At 66.4% G+C, this 21,219-nt stretch carries 27 protein-coding genes; 1 reads left to right on the top strand and 26 read right to left on the bottom strand.

Features of this window, described 5'->3' with window-relative positions:
- Window positions 1-245 precede the first annotated feature (245 nt).
- The gene (locus IT882_RS02060; RefSeq protein ID WP_195692954.1) at window positions 246-1,148 is read left to right on the top strand and encodes a hypothetical protein; all 903 of its coding nucleotides are present in this window, start codon (window positions 246-248) and stop codon (window positions 1,146-1,148) included.
- Between the two features lie 307 nt (window positions 1,149-1,455).
- Here the strand turns inward: IT882_RS02060 and IT882_RS02055 are convergent, their stop codons facing one another.
- The 26 genes from IT882_RS02055 to rplC form a co-directional block, all read right to left on the bottom strand.
- Window positions 1,456-4,827 carry a 5'-nucleotidase C-terminal domain-containing protein gene (locus IT882_RS02055; protein ID WP_229382247.1) on the bottom strand — a complete coding sequence of 1,124 codons (3,372 nt, stop codon included), beginning with the start codon at window positions 4,825-4,827 and terminating at the stop codon, window positions 1,456-1,458.
- Complete coding sequence (locus IT882_RS02050) at window positions 4,797-7,178, bottom strand: lamin tail domain-containing protein (RefSeq protein WP_195692953.1); 2,382 nt, start codon at window positions 7,176-7,178, stop codon at window positions 4,797-4,799. Before IT882_RS02050 ends, IT882_RS02055 begins: the two co-directional genes overlap by 31 nt.
- Window positions 7,179-7,438: 260 nt before the next feature.
- Window positions 7,439-7,945, bottom strand: coding sequence for a DsbA family protein (locus IT882_RS02045; protein ID WP_195692952.1), 507 nt, complete (start codon window positions 7,943-7,945; stop codon window positions 7,439-7,441).
- A gap of 212 nt (window positions 7,946-8,157) precedes the next feature.
- Complete coding sequence (locus IT882_RS02040) at window positions 8,158-8,844, bottom strand: DsbA family protein (RefSeq protein WP_195692951.1); 687 nt, start codon at window positions 8,842-8,844, stop codon at window positions 8,158-8,160.
- Between the two features lie 52 nt (window positions 8,845-8,896).
- Window positions 8,897-9,739, bottom strand: coding sequence for a type I methionyl aminopeptidase (gene map, locus IT882_RS02035; protein ID WP_195692950.1), 843 nt, complete (start codon window positions 9,737-9,739; stop codon window positions 8,897-8,899).
- A 9-nt stretch (window positions 9,740-9,748) separates the two neighbouring features.
- On the bottom strand, window positions 9,749-10,354 hold the full coding sequence (locus IT882_RS02030; RefSeq protein ID WP_195692949.1) for an adenylate kinase: 606 nt from the start codon (window positions 10,352-10,354) through the stop codon (window positions 9,749-9,751).
- A complete protein-coding gene (secY, locus tag IT882_RS02025) occupies window positions 10,351-11,673 on the bottom strand; it encodes a preprotein translocase subunit SecY (protein ID WP_195692948.1) in 1,323 nt (440 codons plus the stop codon). Before secY ends, IT882_RS02030 begins: the two co-directional genes overlap by 4 nt.
- A gap of 100 nt (window positions 11,674-11,773) precedes the next feature.
- Window positions 11,774-12,466 (bottom strand): 50S ribosomal protein L15, encoded by a 693-nt coding sequence (gene rplO / locus IT882_RS16205; protein WP_229382246.1) that lies wholly within the window; start codon window positions 12,464-12,466, stop codon window positions 11,774-11,776.
- Window positions 12,466-12,651 carry a 50S ribosomal protein L30 gene (gene rpmD / locus IT882_RS02015; RefSeq protein WP_023954062.1) on the bottom strand — a complete coding sequence of 62 codons (186 nt, stop codon included), beginning with the start codon at window positions 12,649-12,651 and terminating at the stop codon, window positions 12,466-12,468. Before rpmD ends, rplO begins: the two co-directional genes overlap by 1 nt.
- On the bottom strand, window positions 12,651-13,391 hold the full coding sequence (gene rpsE / locus IT882_RS02010) for a 30S ribosomal protein S5 (protein WP_195692947.1): 741 nt from the start codon (window positions 13,389-13,391) through the stop codon (window positions 12,651-12,653). Before rpsE ends, rpmD begins: the two co-directional genes overlap by 1 nt.
- On the bottom strand, window positions 13,388-13,747 hold the full coding sequence (gene rplR, locus IT882_RS02005; protein WP_195692946.1) for a 50S ribosomal protein L18: 360 nt from the start codon (window positions 13,745-13,747) through the stop codon (window positions 13,388-13,390). Before rplR ends, rpsE begins: the two co-directional genes overlap by 4 nt.
- 2 nt (window positions 13,748-13,749) lie before the next feature.
- Window positions 13,750-14,286: a 50S ribosomal protein L6 gene (gene rplF, locus IT882_RS02000; protein ID WP_195692945.1), complete on the bottom strand. Its 537-nt coding sequence runs from the start codon at window positions 14,284-14,286 to the stop codon at window positions 13,750-13,752.
- A gap of 6 nt (window positions 14,287-14,292) precedes the next feature.
- Window positions 14,293-14,691 (bottom strand): 30S ribosomal protein S8, encoded by a 399-nt coding sequence (rpsH, locus tag IT882_RS01995; RefSeq protein WP_195692944.1) that lies wholly within the window; start codon window positions 14,689-14,691, stop codon window positions 14,293-14,295.
- A gap of 96 nt (window positions 14,692-14,787) precedes the next feature.
- Window positions 14,788-15,378 (bottom strand): 50S ribosomal protein L5, encoded by a 591-nt coding sequence (gene rplE / locus IT882_RS01990; protein ID WP_195692943.1) that lies wholly within the window; start codon window positions 15,376-15,378, stop codon window positions 14,788-14,790.
- Window positions 15,379-15,380: 2 nt separating this feature from the next.
- Window positions 15,381-15,740: a 50S ribosomal protein L24 gene (rplX, locus tag IT882_RS01985; RefSeq protein ID WP_195692942.1), complete on the bottom strand. Its 360-nt coding sequence runs from the start codon at window positions 15,738-15,740 to the stop codon at window positions 15,381-15,383.
- Window positions 15,741-15,742: 2 nt separating this feature from the next.
- Window positions 15,743-16,111, bottom strand: a complete 369-nt coding sequence (gene rplN, locus IT882_RS01980) for a 50S ribosomal protein L14 (RefSeq protein WP_195692941.1) — start codon at window positions 16,109-16,111, stop codon at window positions 15,743-15,745.
- Window positions 16,112-16,115: 4 nt separating this feature from the next.
- Complete coding sequence (gene rpsQ, locus IT882_RS16840; protein ID WP_195694005.1) at window positions 16,116-16,421, bottom strand: 30S ribosomal protein S17; 306 nt, start codon at window positions 16,419-16,421, stop codon at window positions 16,116-16,118.
- A gap of 104 nt (window positions 16,422-16,525) precedes the next feature.
- Window positions 16,526-16,834 carry a 50S ribosomal protein L29 gene (rpmC, locus tag IT882_RS01970; protein ID WP_195692940.1) on the bottom strand — a complete coding sequence of 103 codons (309 nt, stop codon included), beginning with the start codon at window positions 16,832-16,834 and terminating at the stop codon, window positions 16,526-16,528.
- Complete coding sequence (gene rplP, locus IT882_RS01965) at window positions 16,834-17,253, bottom strand: 50S ribosomal protein L16 (RefSeq protein WP_195692939.1); 420 nt, start codon at window positions 17,251-17,253, stop codon at window positions 16,834-16,836. Before rplP ends, rpmC begins: the two co-directional genes overlap by 1 nt.
- Complete coding sequence (rpsC, locus tag IT882_RS01960) at window positions 17,253-18,011, bottom strand: 30S ribosomal protein S3 (protein ID WP_195692938.1); 759 nt, start codon at window positions 18,009-18,011, stop codon at window positions 17,253-17,255. Before rpsC ends, rplP begins: the two co-directional genes overlap by 1 nt.
- Complete coding sequence (rplV, locus tag IT882_RS01955; RefSeq protein WP_195692937.1) at window positions 18,011-18,409, bottom strand: 50S ribosomal protein L22; 399 nt, start codon at window positions 18,407-18,409, stop codon at window positions 18,011-18,013. Before rplV ends, rpsC begins: the two co-directional genes overlap by 1 nt.
- Window positions 18,410-18,435: 26 nt before the next feature.
- Complete coding sequence (gene rpsS, locus IT882_RS01950; RefSeq protein WP_045246805.1) at window positions 18,436-18,717, bottom strand: 30S ribosomal protein S19; 282 nt, start codon at window positions 18,715-18,717, stop codon at window positions 18,436-18,438.
- Window positions 18,718-18,730: 13 nt separating this feature from the next.
- A complete protein-coding gene (gene rplB / locus IT882_RS01945; protein ID WP_195692936.1) occupies window positions 18,731-19,570 on the bottom strand; it encodes a 50S ribosomal protein L2 in 840 nt (279 codons plus the stop codon).
- A 24-nt stretch (window positions 19,571-19,594) separates the two neighbouring features.
- Complete coding sequence (gene rplW / locus IT882_RS01940; protein WP_195692935.1) at window positions 19,595-19,894, bottom strand: 50S ribosomal protein L23; 300 nt, start codon at window positions 19,892-19,894, stop codon at window positions 19,595-19,597.
- Window positions 19,891-20,553: a 50S ribosomal protein L4 gene (gene rplD, locus IT882_RS01935; RefSeq protein ID WP_195692934.1), complete on the bottom strand. Its 663-nt coding sequence runs from the start codon at window positions 20,551-20,553 to the stop codon at window positions 19,891-19,893. Before rplD ends, rplW begins: the two co-directional genes overlap by 4 nt.
- A 2-nt stretch (window positions 20,554-20,555) precedes the next feature.
- Window positions 20,556-21,215, bottom strand: a complete 660-nt coding sequence (gene rplC / locus IT882_RS01930; RefSeq protein WP_195692933.1) for a 50S ribosomal protein L3 — start codon at window positions 21,213-21,215, stop codon at window positions 20,556-20,558.
- Window positions 21,216-21,219: the final 4 nt, after the last annotated feature.

Raw genomic sequence — 21,219 nt, 5'->3', positions numbered from 1 at the left:
GACGCGGAATCTCCGGCGCGACACCGCATCCGCCACGAGACGCCCCGTAAGGCGGAGTGTCTCACGCTCCGTGAGGTGTCTCGCGCTGGCACCGCGGGTGCACCCGCCCCTCCTCCCCAGGTCGTCCAGGCCCGGAGACGATGGGGACGGATGCCGCACCCGTCTTTGCGTCTGGGGGCGAGGATGCACCATGAACCATGATCGTCGTTCCGGCACCCGGCTCCTTGCTCCGGCCGAGTCCCGCCGTGCTGATCCAGACAGCGGATGCCGCACTGGCCGGCGTTCGCCTGAACGACCATGTTCGTGTCAGACCCGGTGTCCACACGCCAAGGCCGGAGTGGGAACGGCTCCAGCCCTGGGAGCACTACCTCGCGAGAGTGCATGTCTATGCACTGGTGAACCCCCGCGCGGTCTTCGCTCTCGAGTCTGCCGCCGCACTGCTCGGGCTTCCCCTCTTCGGCCATCCGCGGCACATCCACACGCTTGACGTCGGTGGCACGTCCCGGGCCTACGGAGATGTCCGGGTCCACGCGACAACCGACGGGGTGCGCACGGTGACCGATGCGGGCATCAGCACGACCGCGGTGGGCGAGACGTCCATCGCGCTCATGCGGGCCCTCCCCCTGGCGTTCGGACTCGCCGTTGGGGATGCTGCACTCGCCCGCGGCGTGGGCATCGAGCAGCTCTGGGCCATCGCGGGAGGAAGTGCTTCGCGGCGCGGCAGCAGATCGCTCAGGTGGCTGCTTCCCCGCGTCACCGCCGACTCCGAGTCGGTCGGGGAATCTGTCAGTCGAGCCGTGATCGAGTGGTGCGGCTTCGCGACCCCGGAGATCCAGACGCAGCTGAACGTCGAGCACCATACCTACCGCCTGGACTTCTTCTGGCGTTCAGCCCGGATCGCAGGCGAGTCTGACGGCTACGGGAAGTACGCCGGCGACGCCTCGACCGCGACAGCTGCCCTCATCCGCGAGAAGCAGCGTGAAGACAGGCTTCGCCGTCATCTTGCTGGGTTCGCCCGGTGGACCCTGGCGGATGCTCTTCAGGTCAGGCCGCTCCGGGACACACTCCTGGCTGCTGGCGTGCCCCTCGTGGCCCCGCCGCGCACCGCTCTGCTGACAACAATGAGCCGCAACCCCCGCTCCCTGTAGCCAGGCATCCATCTCTCCGCGACGCAACTCCCACCAGCGGAGACACCCAACCCGGGCCCAGACACGCAGCCCGGCGCGCGACACTCAACCCGGCGCGAAACGCACAACGCGACGCGAGACACTCAACGCGGCACCAAACGTGCGACACGGCTCCAGACCCGCCACACGACGCGAGACACCGCACCTGGCGCAGTGTCTCGCGGCGTCTTGAGAGTCTCGTGCCGTCGACCCGGCGCCTGCAGCGCCCCACGCGCCGGCATCCGAGCGAGACGGATGCCTGCGCGTTGGGCAGCGGGCGGGCCGGGGGTCAGGGCTGGGTGCGGGTTCCTCGGCGACGGATGACGACCAGCGCGAGTCCGCCGAGCAGCAGCGCCCCGGCTGCCCACGGCAGGAGGTTCAGCGACTCAGCAGTTCCGCCGGTTGCGGCCAGCGCCTCGACCTGGACGTACACCCACCCGATGACCGCCCCGGTCGAATCCGTGACGACCAGGCGGTGCGTCCCGACCGGCATGTCCGCAGGGATCGTGAAGGATGCCGTCCCGGCAGCGCTCACCACAGCCGACCCCAGGTAGGTCGGTGTCGAGAACAACCAGCCCTCCACCGTCTGCCCGGCGTACTGGGTACCGACAGTGATCGTGACAGTCTGACCCTGCTCGACCGTCGTCCCGCCCTGCGGCGTGATCGCGCCCTCCGTCTGCGGGGTCAGGTCGCCCTCCGCCGGCGGGTTCGAGCCGCCACCCGCACCGGGATCAGTTGGCTCGAGCGTGCCGGTCACGGTGAGCGGCGAGCGCACAACCGTGCCGCTGGGCTCGATGTTGACGACGAGCTCGGTGTTGACGGGAGCATCCGCAGGGACGATCACGTCGATCTGCGCGATACCGTCGACCACGGCGATCGGGTCGAAGACCTCGTCACTGCCGGTCAGCGAGACCAACGCTGTCGTGTTCTGCGGTGCCCCGAGCGATGTCAGGTTCACGCCCGACACCGTGACCGAGAGAGTCTGGCCCTGCGCGATCGACGCGGGAACACCCGTGATCTGGGCGCTGCGGGAGGCGAAGTCAGGCGTCACCGGCTTGTTCTTGTCGAGATACGCGATCCACGCGTCACGGTCGATCAGGCCCGAGTCCCGGGTGTCAGTTCCTTCGGCCAACACCGTGAAGTTATCGCCGCCCTGGAGCAGGAAGTTGAACGACCCCACCCGATACTCGGCATCCATCACGATCGGCTGCCCGTCGATCCAGATCCCCGTGATCCGATCCCCCTTCGCCCGGGACGCGTCGTACGTGTAGAACACGTTCTCCGACACCCCCAACTGCAGGTACGGACGTGAGGCGCCCTCCGGCTGCCACTGCTGCTCCAGCACCGCCTTGAACTGCGCGCCCGTCACCGTCGTGGTCCACAGGTTGTTCACGAACGGCAACACCGCGTTGGCCTCCGCGTACGTGATCAGCCCGTCCTCGCCGTAGTAGAGCTCGTTTCGCAACCCACCCGGGTTGACCAGACCGATCTCTGCCCCGCCACGCAGCGGGTCCGACAGAGACGCGACGAGCGAATCGGCGACGAGGTTGCCCAGAGTGGACTGCGCCGCACGGTTGTCCCGACCATCCGGAGCACCGTCCTTGAGCTTGGGCACGTACACACCATCCACGTACGACCCGCCAGCGAACGCGGTCGTGATGTCAGCACTCACCGACCCGATCTCCTGAGAACCGACCTCAGCCGCATCTGCCAACGCGGCATCCACAATCGTCTTCACCTCGGCGACGCGGGGGAAGGCGGCGGCAAGCACCCCGTCATCCGTGCTGGTGCGGGCGACGTTGCGCACGTCGTATGCCGTGACGTCGCCGGTCAGCGGGTCCACCCACAGGCGAACCTGCCCGATGTTCTCGCCGTACGAGCCGGTCTGCAGCACCGGACGGGTGCCGTCCTCGCCGGGGATGGGGCCATCCCACGCGTACTCCTTGTGCGTGTGCCCGGTGAAGATCGCGTCCACGGCCGCGGACGTCTCGGTCACGATCCTCGCGAACGCACCACCCGCGGCGATCTCCTCCTCGATCGATGCGCCCTCCTTCACGCCGTCGACCGACCCCTCGTGATACTCGGCGATGATGACGTCGGCCTCGCCGTTGCCCTCGTCGCCGTCGGTGAGCTGGCCCGCGACGCGGTTCACGACATCCACCGGGTCACCGAAGTCGATCGTCTCGATACCACCGGGAGACACCAGCGACGGGGTCTCCTCGGTCACCGCGCCGATCACCGCGACCGTGAGCCCGTCGACCTCGAAGGTTGCGTACTCCGGAAGCACCGGCGTCTGCGTGCCCTTCTCGTACACATTCGCGCCCAGAATCGGGAACGCGGATGCCGGGACCACCCGCTCGAGGAGGTCGGTCAGGCCCTTGTCGAACTCATGGTTGCCGACAGCTGATGCTGCCAGGTCCAACGCGCCCAGCACATCGATCGTCGGCTTGTCGCCGACGTACGCCGAGGCGAACAGCGAGGCACCGATGTTGTCACCGGCCGAGAGGAAGAGCGTGTTCTGCTCGCCGAATGCCGCGCGCAGCTGCTCGATCGTGCCCGCGAACGTCACCGTGTTGCCGTCGATCCGGCCGTGGAAGTCGTTGATGTTCAGCAGGTTGATGAGGGTGTCGTCGCCGCCGTGATAGGCGCCGCAGTAGATCAGCCCCTCGCGCAACGAGATGCCGCCGGTTTCGTTGTCGTCAGCGTAGAACGTGGGGGCGACACCGTTCGAGCAGGTGCCGATCGCGAAGCCCTCGTTCGCGATGCCGTCATCCATCCCGGCGGGGTTCGCGTACGAAGCGACGTTCTGGAAGGTTCCCGCGAACGGCCCGCTCTGCGCGATCGCCATCGCGTGGATCTCGCCGTCACAGGCTTCGTCGCAGACCGCGTAGAGCAGACCGGATGCCGCGTCATAGGCGACCTCGGCGACCAGAGCGAGCTTGGGGTCGATCGTGGCGACGAGGCTTGCAGCCCCGCCCTCCTGCAGCGCGACCGCATAAATGCGCGCCGTGCCCTCGACACCGACGAAGAACAGGCCGTCACCGTGCCCGGCATAGCGCGCCGGGTCGTAGGCCGCGCGCGTGTTCTCGTCCAGGAAGCCGCGCGCCGTCAGGTCAGCATCAGGGATCCAGGCGATTCCCTCAAGTCCGCCGTTGGCCGACAGCGTCGGGAGGATGTCGACAAGGTTCCACTCGGCACTCGCCGTGAGTTCGGTGCCGGAAGCCGACACGTCGAACAGCAGCACGGACGGACGGCTGACAGAGCTCGCGGCGTTGTCGCGCTCGGTCGAAACGTAGACGCCGTTCGCGGAGCTTCCCCCGACCAGGCCCACGCCCTCGGCATCCACCGCGCCGCCACCGCCGGGGTAGCGCAGCGTCTTGCCCGCGCTCCAGTCGTCGTCGGATGCCGGGAGCCACTGCCCGGCCTCGGCATTCCACAGCAGCTGGTAGAGGGCTCCCGAGCCGTTGTTGACAGCCCAGAGCGTGCCGCGCCCGACACCTGTCGCCTCATAGGCGAGGCCGCTCATGTCCTTTCCGAAGGCGTTCGGCGCCGAGACGGCCGTAACACCCGCGTTTCCGGGCCAGGGGCTGACCGGGACGATTCCGACGCAGTCGTTCGCCTCGCCCTTGGTCACACTCTGCGAGACCTCGAACGCGCCCACGCGGTCGGGGCACCGCGCCCACGACGTGTCAGCGTGCTCGGTCCAGGTCGTGCTTCCCAGCAGTGTCGTCCCGTCGGGGCGAACAGGCGGGCCTGGTCGGCCCCGCCCAGGCCGAAACCGCCGTCCACATCCACGTCGACGGTCAGGTACTCACCGGACGCCATCGTGGTCCCCGCGGCGATCGCTACCCCGTTCGGGTCCTTGTCATCGCGCAGGATGTAGCCCGAGACGTCGACGGGAGCATCGCCGACGTTGACCAGCTCGACCCAGTCGACCGGATCTGCGTTCTTCGAGTCGACCTCGTTGATGCGGATCGGAGAGCAGTCGTTCGCGCCACCGGGCGTTGAGCCGAAGGTGTCGACGAACTCGCCCGTGCCGTCGGGGCAGCGCCCATGGGTGATGTCAGCGTGTTCCGCGTACGCGTAGCTGTCGACGAGCGTCACACCGCCCGGAAGGAACAGCCGCGCCTCATCGGCGTTGCCGAGTCCGAAGCCGCCGGCGACATCGGTGTAGACGACGTGGAAGCCGCCCGCCGCGATCGTCGTCCCCGGCTCGATCGCAAGGGTACGTCCATCCTGGTTGTCCTTGACGATCCACGCCGTCAGGTCAACGGCAGCGTCACCCGTGTTGTAGAGCTCGATCCAATCGCCCGGCTCGCCGCCACTGGACTCGACCTCGTTGATCACAACACCGTCCCAGCCGGCAGGCGGCGGGCACTGGTTCGCGGCGCCCGGGGTGGCCGCATCGGTCTCACCGAAGGCGCCGACAGCGTCGGGGCAGCGTCCCCAGGTCTCGTCGGCGTGGGTCGTCCAGCTCGTCTCGTCGATGAGCGTCATCCCGTCCGCGGTGAACAGGCGCGCCGAGTCGGATCCGCCGAGACCCGTGACATCCACGGCACGGTATCCGCCGGCCGGCACGATCGAGCCGGACGGCAGGGTCACGGTGTTCCCCTCCCCGGAGTCCTTCGCCACGAGCCCGGTCGCGTCGAGGTCGACCGTGGTCGGGTTGTAGAGCTCGATCCAGTCCGACCCCTCGCCGCTGGACTCGACCTCGTTGAGCACGAGGTCTGCGGGTGATGCGGTCGGGCAGTCGTTCGGCTCGCCGGGAGTGGGCGCCGCGGTGTACCCGAAGGCTCCGGATTCATCGGGGCAGCGCCCCCACGACGGCGTGGTGTGCTCGTCTGGCCATGTCGTCTCGTCGATGAGCGTCACGCCGTCCGCGAGGTACAGGTGGAACTGATCGCCCTTGCCGAGACCGAAGGAGAAGTCGACCCCATTGGTCAACAGCAGGTAGCTGCCGGCGGGCACCACGGTGCCAGGCTTCAGTGCTTCCATGTCAAGGTCGCTGTCGCGCACCTTCCACCCGGAGATGTCGACAGCAGCATCGCCCGCGTTGTAGAGCTCGACCCAGTCGGGGTTGGGGTCGCTGGAGACCTCAGTGATGACGATGTCGGCGGCGCCCACCGGAGGTGTGCAGTCGTTGGCCGCGCCCTTGGTGACGGATGCCGTCAGCTCGAACTCCCCCGTCCCGTCGGGGCACCGGCCATAGCTCGTCGCCGCGTGACCGCCGCTCCACGCGTACTCATCGATGAGTGTCGTGCCGTCGGCGGCGAACAGACGGGCCGAGTCATCTCCGCTGAGCCCGAACGCAGCATCCCCGAGCGTTGCCTTGTCGTCGACGACGAAAGCCTCGAACCCGCCCGCCGGAATGACCGTGCCGGCCGGGATCACAAAGGTGTGCGTGTCATCACTATCGCGCAGGATCAAGCCGCTCGCGTCGACATCGAGGATCGCGGTGTTCATGATCTCGATCCAGTCGGCCGGGTCAGCATCCGTCGAGTCGATCTCGTTGATCACGAGGGCATCCGCCGGGTCGACGCCACACACGTTCGCAGCACCGGGCGTCTGCTCCGCTGTCAGACCGAACTCGCCGGTCCCGTCCGGGCAGCGCCCCCAGCTTGTCGCCGGCTGGCTTGTGAAGGTGTACTCGTCGACGACCGTTCCGTCCGGGAGGGAGAGGTGCACCTCGTCGCCACTCTTGCCGAGGCCGAAGTCGAAGTGGTCCTTGTTCGAGAGCACGAGGTAGCCGCCCGCCGGAACGATGAGGCCCTCGCGCAGGGTCGAGCTGGAGTCGGGATTATCGTCCCTGACGGTCCAGCCGCTGATATCGACATCCGTGTCACCCGTGTTGGCCAGTTCGATCCAGTCTTCAGCGACCGCGTCGTCCGGCTGGACCTCATTGATCACCACCGACGGGATCTCGATCGGATCCGCGTTCGCAGCCCCGGGAACGGCGACAGCGAGCGAGAGACCGAGGATCACGGACAGGGCGGCGGCGAGACGTCGGCGCATGGGGGATGCTCCTGCAGATAGGTGCGGCGGATTCGCGCCGGATCAGCTCCCGGGGCGAGATGATGCCCGAAGCTGTGGCGCCCCGCCAGCTTCACGACCGAAGGCAACGTCCGGGTGAACGAATCACGAACCGGACGTGGTCGCTTGGCATCGCCCCGGGGAATCGGCGCGTCCCGCGAGCGCCAGCCCGAGTACGCCGACGGCGCGACGACGCCCCCGGGACCGAAGTCACCGGGGGCGTCGTCGCGGGCGAGGATGCCTTAGTTGAGGCGATTCACGATGTCGGCGTTCACGTCGCCGGTCAGGGAGATGTACTCGCCGTTGATCACGAGCGTCGGCGTGCCCTGGCCGCCCGACGGGCTGGCCGGGATCTCGCGCGTCTGGGCATCGACGTAGTCGACATACGTGCGCTTGGTGATGCAGTCGTCGATTCCCGTGACCCCGGAGTCGGCGGCCAGGGAGATGAGTTCGTCATCCGTCCACCCTGCGCCGGTGACATCGGCAGTCAGCAGTGTCTGGGTGAACGCGAAGGCAGCATCAGCGTCCTGCGTCGCGACACAGTAGAGCGCGCTGGCCGACCGCTCGGAGAAGTCAGTGCCGGATGCCGCATTCAGACCCGACAGCGCGACCGGATGCATGTTGAGGGTGATGTCTCCCGACGAGACGAGTTCCTCGAGCGTCGGGCCGTACACGTCTTCGAAGTCCTGGCAGTGCGGGCAGTAGAAGTCGAACCAGACATCGACCTCGTTCGCACCGTCCCCGACCATGATCGCTCCGGTTGAGGAGTCAATACCCGGGCCCTCGGGGCAGCTCCCGGAGCCGCAGCGGAGTTGTTCATCCACACCACGAGTGCCCCGGTCAGCACCAGCGCCGCGACCACGGCCACGCTGATCCAGATCACGAAGTAGTTGTTCTTCTTGGTAGTAGTTGCCATGTCCTCTTTCTCCGGATGCTAGGTCTTGTGCCGAGCGCGCGAGCCTTAGTTCAGGCGCGAAACGATGTCGGCCTGCGGGTTATAGGGGGGCTTGAGCGGGACGTACTCACCGTTGACGACAAGCGCGGGTGTGCCCGCCCTACCTGTCGCGGGGTCGGCCGGCAGATTCTTCGTCATCTGCGTCGCGAAATCCATGTAGGTGCCGTTGGTGATGCAGGAGGAGGAGTTCGTTGCACCCGCGCTCTCGGCGATCGCGACGATCTCATCGTCGCGCAATCCGGGCGAGTCTTCCGCCGGCTGGTGGGCGTACATGGCACTCACGAAGTCCAGGACCACGTCCGGATCCGACTCGGCCACGCAATACGCCGCACTGGCAGACCGCGTCGAGAACTCCGTACCCTTCGAGATCCGGTCCAGAATCGAGACGGGATGCACATTGAGCGTGATCGATCCGTCGTCGATGAGCCGCTTGATGGTCTCGCCTTCGGCCTGCTCGAACTGGTTGCAGTAGGGGCACATGAAATCGACGTAGGTATCGACCGTGTTCGGTCCGGCACCAACCGCGATCGCACCCGTCTCGGTGTTGACGTTCGCGGCAGCAGGCACGGGTCCTGACGCGGAGTTGCTGTTGTTCATCCACACGACAAGGGCGCCGACGAGGACGAGCGCCGCTACGACCGCGACGCTGACCCAGATCGCGAACGAGTTGCTCCTGTTCGCGGTAGTTGCCATGTCCTCTTCCTCCGGATGCTGTGTTCTACCAGCTCGCGCCGGCTCGGGCCTCTCAGGCCCCCGCGATCGGTTGCGGGGTGACACCGAACGGAGCGAGCTCCGCGGCGCCACCATCGGGTGCCGTGAGCACCCAGATACCACCATCGTGCACGGCAACGCTATGTTCCCAATGTGAGCCGTCTGTGCCATCGACGGTGGAGACGGTCCAGTCGTCGTCCTCGACGAAGGTCGCCTGGTCACCGGCAACGACCATGGGTTCGATAGCGAGAACGAGCCCTGGCCGGACTTCTGCCCCCGGGTCGCTCGTGCGGTAGTTGAACACCGGCGGCGCCTCGTGCATCTTCCGCCCGATACCGTGACCGATGTAGTCGCGCAGGATGCCGTATCCGCCCTCCGGCGCGTGATCTTCGACGTAGCCTTCGATCGCTGCGCCGACGTCCCCGACGTGCGACGCCGTCGCCAGCGCTGCCACCCCTGCCCACAGCGAACCGCGGGTCACGTCCGAGAGACGCTGCCGAGCGGCGACCAGGTCGGGGCGCTGGGAATCGGGCAAGACGACCGAGAACGCAGAGTCGCCGTTCCACCCGTGGTACTCGGCTCCGGCATCCACCGAGAGGATGTCGCCGGGCTGCAGCACGTAGTCACCGGGGATGCCGTGAACGACCTGCTGGTTCACCGAGGCGCACACCGTGTGCCGATACCCGCGCACGAGCTGAAAGTTCGAGCGGGCGCCCCGCCCGGTGATCACCGTGGATGCCACGGCATCCAGCTCCAGGGTCGTCACTCCCGCTACGGCACGCTCACGCACAGCGTCCAACGCGGCGGCGGTGATCAACCCAGGCTCGACCATGGCCCGCAGCTGAGCGGGGGTCTTGTAGATCGATCGACGCAGCACGACGCCCGGTCAGCCGGTGATGCCGCGCGCCGCAAGGGCGGCAGTGATGCGGTCTGCGATCTCATCGAGCGAGCCGACACCGTCGATCGCGTCGACGATCCCGCGCTCGCGGTACACATCGAGAATCGGAGCCGTCTCGCGCTCGTAGATGGCGAGACGGTTCGCGATGACCTCTTCGGTGTCATCGGTGCGTCCCTGCTCGAGGGCACGCTGCGTCAGACGCGCGATCGACTCCTCGCGCGGGACGGAGAGTTCGATGACGGCATCCAGTGCCTCGCTGCGGCTCTCGAGGAAAGCGTCGAGGTCGCCGACCTGACCGAGGTTGCGGGGGTAGCCATCGAGCAGGAATCCGTTGCTCGCGTCATCCTGCGTGAGGCGGTCTCGCACGATCTCGCTCGTGAGCGAATCCGGTACGAGGTCGCCGGCTTCGATGATGGCCTTGACCTGCTGGCCGAGCGGGGTCCCAGCACTCACGTTCGCGCGAAAGACATCGCCGGTCGAGATGACGGGAATCGAGAGCGCCTCCCCCACACGAACACCCTGCGTTCCCTTGCCCGAGCCTTGCGGACCCACGATCAGGAGGCGAGCGGAGGGAAGATCGGCGGAGCGCGTCATCGGAGGAGCCCTTCGTAGTGTCGCTGCTGCAGCTGAGCGTCGATCTGCTTCACGGTCTCAAGACCCACACCGACGATGATCAGGATGGATGCGCCGCCGAACGGGAAGTTCTGGTTCGCGCCGACCAGCGCCAAAGCGAACAGCGGAAGCAGCGCGATCAAACCGAGGTACATCGAGCCCGGGAGCGTGATGCGGGTGAGGACGTAGTCGAGGTACTCAGCGGTCGGACGTCCAGCACGGATGCCGGGAATGAACCCGCCGTACTTCTTCATGTTGTCGGCGACCTCAACGGGGTTGAAGGTGATCGCCACGTAGAAGTAGGTGAAGCCGACGATGAGCAGGAAGTACACGACCATGTAGATCGGGCTGTCGCCGTTGGTGAGGTTGTTGCTGATCCACACGACCCACGGCGCCGGCGCTTCGCCCGCCTGCGGCTGGTTGAACTGGGCGATGAGGGCCGGGATGTACAGCAGCGACGAGGCGAAGATGACGGGCACGACGCCGGCCATGTTGACCTTGATGGGGATGTAGGTGTTGGTCCCGCCGTAGGTACGACGACCGACCATCCGCTTCGCGTACTGCACCGGGATGCGGCGCTGCGACTGTTCGACGAACACCACGAGGCCTACGACGACGATTCCGACGGCGATGACGAGCAAGAAGGTCTCAAAGCCGCGCGACTGCCAGATCGCCCACAGCGAGGCCGGGAAAGCGGCGGCGATCGAGGTGAAGATGAGGATCGACATCCCGTTGCCGATGCCGCGCTCGGTGACGAGCTCGGCGAACCACATGATCAGACCCGTACCGGCGGTCATCGTGATGATCATGAGCAACTGCGCCCACCAGGCATCGTTGGTGAGCAGCTGCTGGCACTCGGGCACACCGGAGGTGCCGAACAGCTGGCCGCTGCGCGCAACCGTGACAAGCGTCGTGGACTGCAGGAGCGCGAGCGCGATGGTGAGGTAGCGCGTGTACTGGGTGAGCCGCGCCTGACCCGCCTGGCCCTCCTTGTACAGGGCTTCGAAGTGCGGGATGACCACGCGGAGCAGCTGCACGATGATCGTCGCGGTGATGTATGGCATGACGCCGAGCGCGAAGATCGACAGCTGCAGCAGCGCGCCACCGGAGAAGAGGTTGACGAGAGCGAGCACGCCCTCGGTGCCGCTGGAGTCACGAAGACACTGCTGCACGTTCGGGAAATCCACGAACGGTGTGGGTACGTGTGCGCCCAGGCGATACAGGGCGATGATGGCCAGGGTGAACCCGATTTTGCGACGAAGGTCGGGAGTGCGGAACACCCGCGCGATGGCGCTGAACAAGAGGATTCCTCCAAGGGGGATGCCGACACGCTCAGGCGCGCCAACGTCCAGGCTAACCGAAAGAGGGGCCGGAGATATCTCCGGCCCCTCTTTCTGGGTACTACTCTGCCGAGGCTGCGGCCTGGACGGACCCGCCAGCAGCGACGATCTTCTGCTCGGCCGAACCCGAGACCTTGTCGACTGTCACGGTGAGCTTCACCGAGATGTCGCCGTCTCCGAGGACCTTGACCTTCTCGTTCTTGCGAACGGCGCCCTTGGCTACGAGGTCACCCACGGTGACCTCACCGCCCTTCGGGTAGAGCTCAGCCAGGGTCGAGAGGTTCACGACCTGGTACTCCACCCGGAACGGGTTCTTGAAGCCACGGAGCTTCGGGGTGCGCATGTGCAGCGGCATCTGCCCACCCTCGAAACCGACCTTGACCTGGTAGCGGGCCTTCGTGCCCTTGGTACCACGGCCCGCGGTCTTACCCTTCGAACCCTCACCGCGACCGACACGGGTCTTCGCCGTGTTGGAACCGGGAACCGGACGAAGGTGGTGAACCTTGAGCACACCAGGACGGGTCGCAGGTGCGACATCCTTCTTCGCTGCCGTCGACTTCGCGGGAGCCTTCTTCGCGGGCGCCGCCTTCTCGGCCGGAGCGTCGGATGCCGCAGCAGCCTTCGCCGGAGCCTTGCGCGCGGGCGCCTTCTTCTCGGCGGGCGCGTCAGCAGCGGCCTTGGCCGGAGCCTTACGCGCGGGCGCCTTCTTGGGGGCCTCGGCCGCGTCGGCCTCGACCTTTTCGTTGTCTGCCATTAGTCGATCTCCTCAACCTTCACGAGGTGAGCGACGGTCTTGACGTAACCGCGCGTCTGCGCGTCGTCGGGACGGACGACAGAGTCGCCGATCCGCTTGAGACCGAGCGAGCGCAGCGTGTCACGCTGATTCTGCTTCTCGCTCACCTTGGACTTGACCTGCGTGACCTTCAGTCGAGCAGCCATCAGGCACCTACCTTCTGTGCAGCCGTTGCCTCGGCGTCGGCGCGCACGAGACGGGCGGGTGCGACCTGGTCGAAGTCGAGACCACGACGGGCAGCGACCGAGCGCGGCTCCTCGAGCTGCTGGAGGGCCTCGACGGTCGCGTGCACGATGTTGATCGTGTTCGACGAGCCGAGCGACTTCGACAGAACGTCGTGGATGCCGGCGCACTCGAGCACGGCACGAACGGGACCACCGGCGATAACACCGGTACCGGCTGCGGCGGGGCGCAGAAGCACCACACCGGCGGCTGCCTCACCCTGCACGGGGTGCGGGATGGTGGAACCCGAACGCGGCACGCGGAAGAAGTTACGCTTGGCCTCTTCGACACCCTTGGAGATCGCCAGGGGAACTTCGCGGGCCTTGCCGTAGCCGACGCCGACCACACCATTACCGTCGCCGACGACGACGAGGGCGGTGAAGCTGAAGCGACGTCCACCCTTCACGACCTTCGACACGCGGTTGATGGTGACCACGCGCTCGAGGAACTGGTTGTCGCCACGGTCGCGCGAGTTGCGCTCACGGTTGGGGTTGCGCTCACGGCTACCGCGACGCGGCTCGCGCTCGCGCTCGGTGGTCGTGGCGGTGCTCTCGGCCGCAGTGGCCTCGGTCGCAGTGGCCTCGGCAGCAGTGGCCTCGGCCGTCTGCTCGGTGCCCTCGGCAGCGGTCACGTCGTTCTCCACGGGGTTGTTGTTCTCGCTCACAGGTTCAGACCTCCTTCGCGGGCGCCGTCGGCGATTGCCGCGACACGTCCCGCGTAGCGGTTGCCGCCACGGTCGAACACGACGTCGGCGACGCCGGCTGCCTTCGCGCGCTCGGCGACGAGCTCGCCGACCTTGCGGGCCTTGGCGGTCTTGTCACCGTCGAACGCCCGCAGGTCGGTTTCGAGGGTGGATGCCGAAGCCAGCGTGTGGCCCTTGCTGTCGTCCACGACCTGCACGAATACGTGACGGGCAGAGCGGGTGACGACCAGACGGGGACGCTCGGTGGTGCCGACGACCTTCTTGCGAAGACGGGTGTGGCGACGCGCGCGGGCGTCGGACTTCGTCTTGACGCTCATGGTTACTTACCAGCCTTTCCGGCCTTGCGACGCACGACCTCGCCGGCGTAGCGGATGCCCTTGCCCTTGTACGGCTCCGGCTTGCGGATCTTTCGAATGTTCGCAGCAACCTCACCGACGGCCTGCTTGTCGATGCCGCTCACGGTGACCTTGTTGTTGCCCTCGACCGTGAAGCTGATGCCGCTGGGCGGCTCAACGACGACGGGGTGCGAGAAGCCGAGGGCGAACTCGATCGAGCCACCCTTCTGTGCAACGCGGTAACCGGTGCCGACGACCTCGAGGCCCTTGGTGTAGCCCTGGGTCACGCCGATGATGTTGTTGTTGATCAGGGTGCGGGTCAGGCCGTGCAGCGAACGCGACTCGCGCTCGTCGTCGGGACGGGTGACGAGCACCTGACCCTCTTCGACCTTGACCTCGATGGGGCGCGCGACGGTGAGCGACAGCTCACCCTTCGGGCCCTTGACGGCGACATCCTGGCCGTCGACGGTGATGGTCACACCGGCGGGGATGTCGATGGGAAGACGTCCAATACGCGACATGTCAGATCACCACACGTAGGCGAGGACTTCCCCACCCACGCCCTTCTGCTCGGCCTGACGGTCGGTGAGAAGACCGGAGGAGGTGGACAGGATCGCAACGCCGAGGCCGCCGAGAACCGTGGGGATCTCGCTGGACTTCGCGTACACGCGCAGACCAGGCTTCGACACGCGCTTGATGCCCGCGATCGAACGCTCCCGGTTCGGGCCGTACTTGAGGGTCATGGTCAGGGTCTGGCCCACACGGGCATCCTCGACCGACCAGTCCGAGATGTAGCCCTCCTGCTTGAGGATCTCGGCGATGTGCGTCTTGAGCTTGGAGCTCGGCAGCGACACGGAGTCGTGGTGCGCCGAGTTCGCATTGCGCAGCCGGGTCAGCATGTCTGCGACCGGGTCTGTCATGGTCATGGGGTTCTTCTTTCTTTCACCAGGTTTCGACGCCCGTTACGCGGACGCCGACCTGTGGTGGCGAAGTCCCGGAGGTCCCGGGGCTTCAAGGGTGGATCAGGCCTGCTGCTCGGCTGCCCGGAAGGGGAAACCGAGGTGACGCAGGAGGGCGCGACCTTCGGCATCCGTCTTCGCCGACGTCACGATTGTGATGTCGAACCCGCGGACGCGGTCGATCTTGTCCTGGTTGATCTCGTGGAACACCGACTGCTCCTGCAAGCCGAAGGTGTAGTTGCCGTTGCCGTCGAACTGCTTGTCCGAGAGGCCGCGGAAGTCGCGGATGCGGGGCAGCGCGAGGTTGACGAGGCGGTCCACGAACTCCCACGCGCGGTCGCCACGGAGGGTGACGTGCGCGCCGATGGCCTGACCCTCACGCAGCTTGAACTGCGCGATGGACTTACGAGCCTTCGTGACGACCGGCTTCTGACCGGTGATCTTGGTGAGGTCGTCAACCGCGCCATCGATCACCTTGCTGTCGCGAGCTGCCTCGCCGACACCGGTGTTCACGACGACCTTGACCAGTCCGGGGATCTGCATGACGTTCGGGTAGCCGAACTCTTCCTGCAGGGCCTTCTTGATCTCGCCGTTGTACTTCTGCTTGAGGCGCGGCTGGGTTTTGCCAGCGGGCGCAGCAGTTGCAGTGCTCATGTTCAGAGGTCCTTGCCTGACTTCTTCGCGTACCGCACACGAACCGTGCGCTTCACGCCGTCCTTGACCTGCTCCTCGACCCGGTGACCGACCCGCGTGGGCTTCTTGGTCTCGGGGTCCACGAGCTGGACGTTGGAGATGTGGATCGGCGCCTCGATGGTCTCGAGACCGCCCGTCTTGGTGCCGCGCTGGGTCTGGCCCACGCGGACGTGCTTGGTGACGTAGTTCACGCCCTCGACAATGACGCGGTCCTGTTCGGTGAGTACCTCGAGGACCGTGCCCTGCTTGCCGCGGTCGCCACCACGTTCGGGCGTCGGGCCCGAGATGACCTGAACCAGGTCACCCTTCTTGATGTTCGCCATGATCAGATGACCTCCGGGGCCAGCGAGACGATCTTCATGAACTTCTTGTCACGAAGCTCACGGCCGACCGGCCCGAAGATACGGGTGCCGCGGGGCTCCCCGTCGTTCTTCAGGATGACGGCGGCGTTCTCGTCGAACTTGATGTAGGAACCGTCGGGACGACGGGTCTGCTTGACGGTGCGCACGATGACCGCCTTGACGACATCGCCCTTCTTGACGTTGCCGCCGGGGATCGCGTCCTTGACGGTCGCGACGATGGTGTCGCCGAGACCCGCGTAGCGGCGGTTGGAGCCGCCCAGCACGCGAATGGTCAGCAGCTCCTTGGCACCCGTGTTGTCCGCCACCTTGAGGCGGGATTCGTTCTGAATCATGAGATCACTTCGCCTTCTCGAGGATCTCGACCAGACGCCAGCGCTTGGTGGCGCTCAGCGGACGGGTCTCGTTGATGACGACGAGGTCCCCGATACCGGCGGTGTTCGCCTCATCGTGCGCCTTCACCTTGGACGTGCGGCGAATGACCTTGCCGTAGAGGGGGTGCTTCACGCGGTCCTCGACCTCGACGACGATCGTCTTGTCCATCTTGTCCGAGACGACGTAGCCGCGACGGGTCTTGCGGTAGCCACGGGCGTTCGGGTCGCGCACGTCGTGCTCGGCCCGCTCGTGACCGGCCTCGGTCGCCACAGCGGCGACGGTCTCTTCGGGCGCAGCAGCCTTGGCCGGAGCCTTCTTGGCCGGAGCCTTCTTGGCAGCGGGTGCCTTCTCAGTGGTCTTGTCTGTGGTGGCCATCACTCAGCCTCCTCCTTGGCGGCGTCGTCTTCCGACTTCGCAGCCTTCGTCTTGCGGGCCTTGGTCGCCTTCTCCACGGGAGCGGGCGTGGCACGGATGCCCAGCTCGCGCTCGCGGATGACGGTGTACAGCCGCGCGATGTCGCGCTTGACCGCACGGATGCGGCCGTGGCTGTCGAGCTGGCCGGTGGCCGACTGGAAGCGCAGGTTGAACAGCTCTTCCTTGGCCTTGCGCAGCTCCTCGACCAGGCGCTGGTCTTCGAACGTGTCGAGCTCGCTCGGGGCGAGCGTCTTGGTGCCGATCGCCATTACGCGTCGCCCTCCTCGCGCTTGATGATGCGTGCCTTCAGCGGCAGCTTGTGGATGGCACGGGTCAGGGCCTCACGAGCGAGCTGCTCGTTGACGCCGGCGACCTCGAAGAGGACGCGACCCGGCTTGACGTTTGCGACCCACCACTCCGGTGAACCCTTACCGGAACCCATGCGGGTTTCGGCGGGCTTCTTGGTCAGCGGACGGTCGGGGTAGATGTTGATCCACACCTTTCCACCACGCTTGATGTGACGGGTCATCGCGATACGAGCGGACTCGATCTGACGGTTGGTCACGTAAGCGGGCGTCAGGGCCTGGATGCCGAACTCACCGAACGACACCTTGGTGCCACCGGTGGCCTGGCCATCGCGACCCGGGTGGTGCTGCTTGCGGTACTTGACCTTGCGGGGGATGAGCATTATGCCGACGCTCCTTCTGCGACCGGGGCCTCGGCGGCGCGGTTGTCACGGCGGGGGCCACGACGGTCGCCACGCTCGCGCGCGGGCTTCTGGTTCGCCTGCTCGCGGGCCAGTTCCTTGTTGGTAAGGTCGCCCTTGTAGATCCAGACCTTCACGCCGATGCGACCGAAGGTGGTCTTGGCCTCATAGAAGCCGTAGTCGATGTTCGCGCGCAGCGTGTGCAGGGGCACACGGCCTTCGCGGTAGAACTCCGACCGGCTCATCTCGGCGCCGCCGAGGCGGCCCGACACCTGGATGCGGACACCCTTGGCGCCGGCACGCTGAGCACCCTGCAGACCCTTACGCATCGCGCGACGGAACGCCACACGAGCAGACAGCTGCTCGGCGATGCCCTGCGCGACCAGCTGAGCGTCTGCCTCGGGGTTCTTGACCTCGAGGATGTTCAGCTGGATCTGCTTGCCGGTGAGCTTCTCGAGGTCGGCGCGGATGCGCTCAGCCTCGGCGCCGCGGCGGCCGATCACGATGCCGGGACGCGCGGTGTGGATGTCGACGCGAACGCGGTCACGCGTGCGCTCGATCTCGATGTTGCTCACACCGGCGCGGTCGAGCTGCGTCTTGAGCAGTCGACGGATCTTGATGTCTTCTGCGACGTAGTCGGCGTAGCGCTGACCCGGCTTCGTCGAGTCCGAGAACCACCGCGACACGTGGTCGGTGGTGATGCCCAGGCGGAAGCCGTACGGGTTGACTTTCTGTCCCATTACTTGCTCGCCTTCTTGGTCTGGGAAGCGGGCGCGGTCTCAGCGACCTCGGGCGTCGCGAGGACGACCGTGATGTGGCTGCTGCGCTTCTTGATCTGGAACGCACGACCCTGCGCGCGCGGCTGGAACCGCTTGAGCGTCGTGCCCTCGTCGACGAACGCGTTCTTGACGAACAGCGCGCCCTCATCGAAGTACGTGCCCTCGTTGTCAGCCTTCACGCGAGCGTTGGCGATCGCCGAGGCGACCAGCTTGTAGATCGGCTCGCTCGCGCCCTGCGGCGCGAACTTCAGGATCGCGAGGGCCTCCTCGGCCTGCTTGCCCTTGATGAGGGCAACGACACGACGAGCCTTCTGAGGGGTCACGCGGATGTGTCGCACACGTGCGATGGACTCCACCATTTCTCTCTCCTCTCAGCGCCCCCGCGTCAGCGGCGGCGGCCCTTCTTGTCGTCCTTCTCGTGGCCGCGGAAGGTGCGGGTGGGCGCGAACTCGCCCAGCTTGTGGCCGACCATGGTCTCGGTCACGAACACGGGGATGTGCTTGCGACCGTCGTGGACAGCGATCGTGTGGCCGAGCATCGCGGGGATGATCATGGACCGACGCGACCAGGTCTTGATGACGTTCTTGGATCCGGCTTCGTTCTGTGAGACGACCTTGCGAAGCAGGTGCTCGTCGACGAAGGGGCCCTTCTTGAGACTGCGTGGCATCTTCTGTTCCTACCTACTTGCGCTTCTTGCCGGCCGTGCGGCGGCGAACGATGAGCTTGTCGCTTTCCTTGTTGGCGTGGCGCGTACGGCCCTCCGCCTGACCCCACGGCGAGACGGGGTGACGACCACCGGAGGTCTTACCCTCACCACCACCGTGCGGGTGGTCGACCGGGTTCATCGCGACACCGCGGACGGTCGGGCGCACGCCCTTCCAGCGCTTGCGGCCGGCCTTGCCCCAGTTGATGTTCGACTGCTCGGCGTTGCCGACCTCGCCGATCGTGGCGCGGCAGCGGGCGTCGACGTTGCGGATCTCACCCGAGGGCAGACGCAGCTGCGCGTAGGGGCCGTCCTTGGCGACGAGGCGCACAGCGGCACCGGCCGAGCGAGCCATCTTCGCGCCGCCACCGGGGCGCAGCTCGATGGCGTGCACGACGGTACCGGTCGGGATGTTGCGCAGGGGCAGGTTGTTGCCCGGCTTGATGTCGGCCGAAGCGCCCGACTCCACGATGTCGCCCTGCTGCAGCTTGTTCGGAGCGAGGATGTAGCGCTTCTCGCCGTCGACGTAGTGCAGCAGCGCGATGCGCGCGGTGCGGTTGGGGTCGTACTCGATGTGTGCGACCTTGGCGTCGATGCCGTCCTTGTCGTTACGACGGAAGTCGATGACGCGGTACTGGCGCTTGTGTCCACCACCGATGTGGCGGGTCGTGATCCGGCCCTGGTTGTTGCGACCACCGGTCTTGGCGATGGGACGAAGGAGCGACTTCTCGGGCGTCGATCGGGTGATCTCAGCGAAGTCCGCCACCGACGAGCCGCGGCGACCAGGGGTCGTGGGCTTGTACTTGCGAATTGCCATGTCTCTAGTCCTCTATTCCGACTGTCAGCCGACGGCCGTGAAGATGTCGATGGAGCCCGACTTCAGCGTGACGATGGCGCGCTTGGTGTCCTTGCGCTTGCCCATGCCGAAACGGGTGCGACGGGCCTTGCCGACGCGGTTGATCGTGTTGACCGAGGCCACCTTGACGCCGAAGATCTTCTCGATCGCGAGCTTGATCTCGGTCTTGGTCGCGCGGGGGTCCACGAGGAACGTGTACTTGCCCTCGTCGATGAGCGAGTAGCTCTTCTCCGAAACGACCGGCTTCAGGATGATGTCGCGCGGGTCCTTGTTCACAGCGGTCATGCCGAGACCTCCTGGGTGGCGCCGGACTTCGACGCGACGAAGGCGTCGTAGGCGGCCTTGGTGAAGACGATGTCGTCCGAGACGAGCACGTCGTAGGCGTTGAGCTGGTCGACGTACAGCACGTGGACATACGCGAGGTTGCGCACGCTCAGGATGCTGGTCTCGTCGTCGCGCGTGATGACCACGAGCACGTTCTTGGCCGGGGCGAGGTTCGCGAGGACCGCGACAGCGGCCTTCGTGGACGGCGTGCCCTCGATGCCGAACGAGTCGACGATGTGAAGACGGTCGCCACGAGCGCGGTCGCTCAGCGCACCGAGGAGTGCGGCAGCGATCATCTTCTTGGGGGTGCGCTGGCCGTAGTCACGCGGCTTCGGGCCGTGGACGATGCCACCGCCGGTCATGTGCGGCGCGCGGATCGAACCCTGACGGGCGTTACCCGTGCCCTTCTGCTTGAAGGGCTTGCGGCCAGCACCGGAGACCTCACCGCGACGCTTGGTCGAGTGGGTGCCCTGGCGAGCCGCCGCGCGCTGCGCGACGACGACCTGGTGGATGAGAGGGATGTTCGTCTTGACGTCGAACAGCGCGGCGGGCAGCTCCACGGAGCCAGCCTTCTTGCCGTCAGCCTTGTGGACGTCGAGCGCGAGAGTCGAGTCAGCCATGATCAGGCACCCTTCACTGCGTTGCGGACGTAGACGATGCGGCCACGAGCACCGGGGACGGCGCCCTTGACGAGCAGCAGACCCTTCTCGGCGTCGACGGCGTGCACCGTGAGGTTGAGAACGGTGACGCGCTCGCCACCCATGCGGCCGGCCATGCGCATGCCCTTGAAGACACGGCTGGGCGTCGAGGACGCGCCGATCGAACCGGGCTTGCGGTGGTTGCGGTGAGCACCGTGCGAAGCGGAAACGCCCTTGAAGTTGTGGCGCTTCATGACACCCGCGGTGCCCTTGCCCTTGCTCGTGCCGACAACGTCGACGAGCTGGCCCGCTTCGAACACGCCGTCGACGGTGAGCTCCTGACCGAGTGAGTAGTCAGCAGCATCCGCCGTGCGCACCTCGGTGAGGTGGCGGCGCGGGGTGACGCCCGCGGCCTCGAAGTGGGCCGAGAGGGGCTTGTTCACCTTGCGGGGGTCGATCTGGCCGTAGGCGATCTGAACGGCGTTGTAGCCGTCCTTCTCGGGGGTACGAACCTGGGTGACCACGTTGGGCGCAACCTCGATCACGGTGACGGGAACGAGCTTGCCGTTCTCATCCCAGACCTGGGTCATGCCGAGCTTGGTGCCCAGGAGTCCCTTGGAAACTTTTTCGTTGATGTGTGCCATGGTC

It is taken from the genome of Microbacterium schleiferi (assembly GCF_015565955.1).
GTDB classification, from domain to species: Bacteria; Actinomycetota; Actinomycetes; order Actinomycetales; family Microbacteriaceae; genus Microbacterium; species Microbacterium schleiferi_A.
The sequence above is the reverse complement of the archived record's forward strand: the minus strand, read 5'-3'. Positions and strand labels throughout refer to the sequence as shown.